Raw genomic sequence first — 2,630 nt, 5'->3', positions numbered from 1 at the left:
CTCTGTGTTAGTGCTAATGTCATATTTACCACCCTTTCATTGTACTTAATATTGTACTTTAATTTGTACTAAAAATCAATTTTTTAAGGAGCTAAAACTATGCAACAAGTTGTCTTACCCATCAAAGATTCAAACGTTCTCAAAGAGGTTCAAGATACCTTACTCAACAACTTTAAAGCTGGCCGGCGTAACTATACAGTTTTTCAAGTTGGCAAAGCGACACTGCTGCGAGTCAGTGATGTCATGCGCTTAAAACAGGCCGATATTTTTAATCCGGACGGTTCTATTAAACAAAATGCATTCATTCACGACCGAAAAACGGGTAAACCGAATACCTTGTACCTTAAACCAGTTCAAACAGAGCTTTTATTGTACCGTCAATGGCTGCTTGATCATCAGCTGGATTCTGAATGGCTCTTTCCTTCAATTCAACACCCAGAACGCCATATCACGGAAAAACAGTTCTACAAAATCATGAGCAAGGTTGGCGATCTGTTAGGAATTAATTATCTAGGGACCCATACGATGCGCAAAACCGGGGCTTATCGAGTCTACACGCAATCAAATTACAATATTGGCTTAGTCATGAATTTGCTAAATCATTCCAGTGAGGCGATGACTTTAGCTTATTTAGGCTTAGACCAAGCCAGTACCGAAACTATGTTAGATAAAATTAATTTTGGTTAGTTTTCTTTGGATTTTTAGTTGTTGCCGAAGGCAACTTCTGAGACAGATTTTAAGCATAAAACCTCCACTAATTTTTAGTGGAGTGTAAGTGCGCATTGACCTCGTTTTACTCGGTCTGCTGATAACCATGAAATCATTTTTTGCCGTTGTTGATTTGACTGTATTTTTAATTCAATTTATGTTTGCACCTAACTAAGATTGTTATGTTTTAAATATTTAAAAAGTGTTGCAGATTACGCTGTTTTAAGCCAAAATTTTTTAATTGTTTTGTGCAGATAATCTTTATGAGCTTGGTAACAAATTTTGAATAACGGTGCTGTAAGATCTGTGAATTTAAACTGAAAGCATTATTTTGATGTTAGGAGTCATTAAGATTGACGAAAAGAAAGTATTAAAACCAATTGATGAAATGCTTGCTGATCCTTGGCAAGTTGATATTCAAGAATTGTTTGAAGCTTCTGTCAATGAACCTGACGAGATTAAAAAGAATTTGTATGATTCCTTATACACTTATATTTTGCAAAAAAGACAAGAAGATATTATTAATCGTCCTGGCTTCGTTATTTAGCCCTCTAAGAGCCTGTTGAGGGCTTTTTGTTTTTGCTTTGGTATAAATATATATAAACGGTCTCAAAACCGCTAAAAACGAAAAATAAGGCCCTTAAAAACGAATATAGCAGTTAGATTCTTGTTGAGATTCAGAAAAACTAACTGTTTGCTGTCAATGGTAGCGGACGAGCGTAGCGTGGGAGCATAAGGAATTGACAGCTCTAAACCAGTCTTAACACTGAAATGGCGAAAGCCAAAGTTTTATAGAAACTTTGCTTTCCTGCCTAACGGCGAGTGAAAAAGCGGTCAAGCTGGCTCAGCTTGGACGGGGTTCGGGGCGTTAGCGCCCGATTAAATGTGGCTTGTCACTCCTTTTTAGGCAACGAACGAAGTGAGGCGCAAGGAGCGTAGCGACTGGAGTTTAATGTGAGCCTGTTTTTGGGCTCACTCCTTTGTTTTTTTGTTTTAGATTTTGATCTTGTACAGTGGTGCCTCTTTTAAACCTCTTTTATAAACCTCTTTTAAACCTCTTTTAGACCCCTCATGAGGCTTACTCTCCCAAGGCTTATAGAAGTTTATCAAGTAGGTTTTGTCTGTTTATCAAGTAGGTTTTGTCTGTTTATCAAGTAGGTTTTGTCTGTTTATCAAGTAGATTTTGTCTGTTTATCAAGTAGAACTATAAAGTTGACTACTTGATAAACATAATCTAAAATTAATTTGTAATCATTAGGAGGTACAGCATGGGAAATGAAATTATTAAATATGATCCAGAGTTAAATACCATTCCACTTCGAAAATTTACTCCAGTTGAAATGAATTTATTTTTTTCGATTATTTCTCGTATGCGTGATAAGAGTAATCAGACCATTCGTTTTACTTTTGATCAATTAAAAGAGTTAAGTGCTTATAAACCTACTGCAAATAACCGTTTTGAAGATGACATTCAGAGAACTTATGAAAAAATGATGGGATTACATTTTGGTAGACGAAGTAAAAGTGGATTAACTCGAGAGTTTTTTGTTTTGTTTACAGAATTTAAAATTGATGGAGATGCAGAAGAACCTTATGTAGACGTAAAAGTTTATGAACGTGCTTTACCCCTTTTAAACAAGCTTGAAAGTTGGGTTCGTTATGCGTTGGCAGAGTTTAGAGATTTAAAAAGTAGTTACGCAAAAACCATGTTTCGGTTACTAAAACAGTTCAGAACCACTGGATATGCTTATTTTTCTAAAGAAGACTTTTTTGAATTACTAGATATGCCCAAAAGTTACTGGAATAGTCCCTCTAACGTCGATAAATTTGTTATAAAACCCATTAAAGAAGAATTAACTCCTTTGTTTAGAGGATTAACGGTTAGAAAAAAATATGGTAAAGGGCGTGGGAAACCAGTTATT

3 protein-coding genes are annotated in these 2,630 nt (G+C 35.5%); all 3 read left to right on the top strand.

Annotation, left to right across the window (positions count from 1 at the left end):
* Positions 1 to 99 precede the first annotated feature (99 nt).
* Entirely contained in the window at positions 100 to 687 is a 588-nt protein-coding gene (locus EKM83_RS13065) for a site-specific integrase (RefSeq protein ID WP_125577968.1), read from the top strand.
* A 355-nt stretch (positions 688 to 1,042) separates the two neighbouring features.
* Positions 1,043 to 1,255 carry a hypothetical protein gene (locus EKM83_RS13060; RefSeq protein ID WP_010625629.1) on the top strand — a complete coding sequence of 71 codons (213 nt, stop codon included), beginning with the start codon at positions 1,043 to 1,045 and terminating at the stop codon, positions 1,253 to 1,255.
* Positions 1,256 to 1,976: 721 nt separating this feature from the next.
* The coding region (locus EKM83_RS13055) for a replication initiation protein (protein ID WP_164505686.1) at positions 1,977 to 2,630 on the top strand (654 nt) is incomplete at its 3' end.

Origin of the sequence: Levilactobacillus angrenensis, from assembly GCF_003946085.1 — a bacterium.
Classification (GTDB): Bacteria; Bacillota; Bacilli; order Lactobacillales; family Lactobacillaceae; genus Levilactobacillus; species Levilactobacillus angrenensis.
The sequence above is the reverse complement of the archived record's forward strand: the minus strand, read 5'-3'. Positions and strand labels throughout refer to the sequence as shown.

What these genes read in the sequence shown, in the direction of transcription:
- EKM83_RS13065 (WP_125577968.1), top strand. Translation starts at nt 100, where the DNA reads ATGCAACAAGTTGTCTTACCCATCAAAGATTCAAACGTTCTCAAAGAG.
- EKM83_RS13060 (WP_010625629.1), top strand. Translation starts at nt 1,043, where the DNA reads ATGTTAGGAGTCATTAAGATTGACGAAAAGAAAGTATTAAAACCAATT.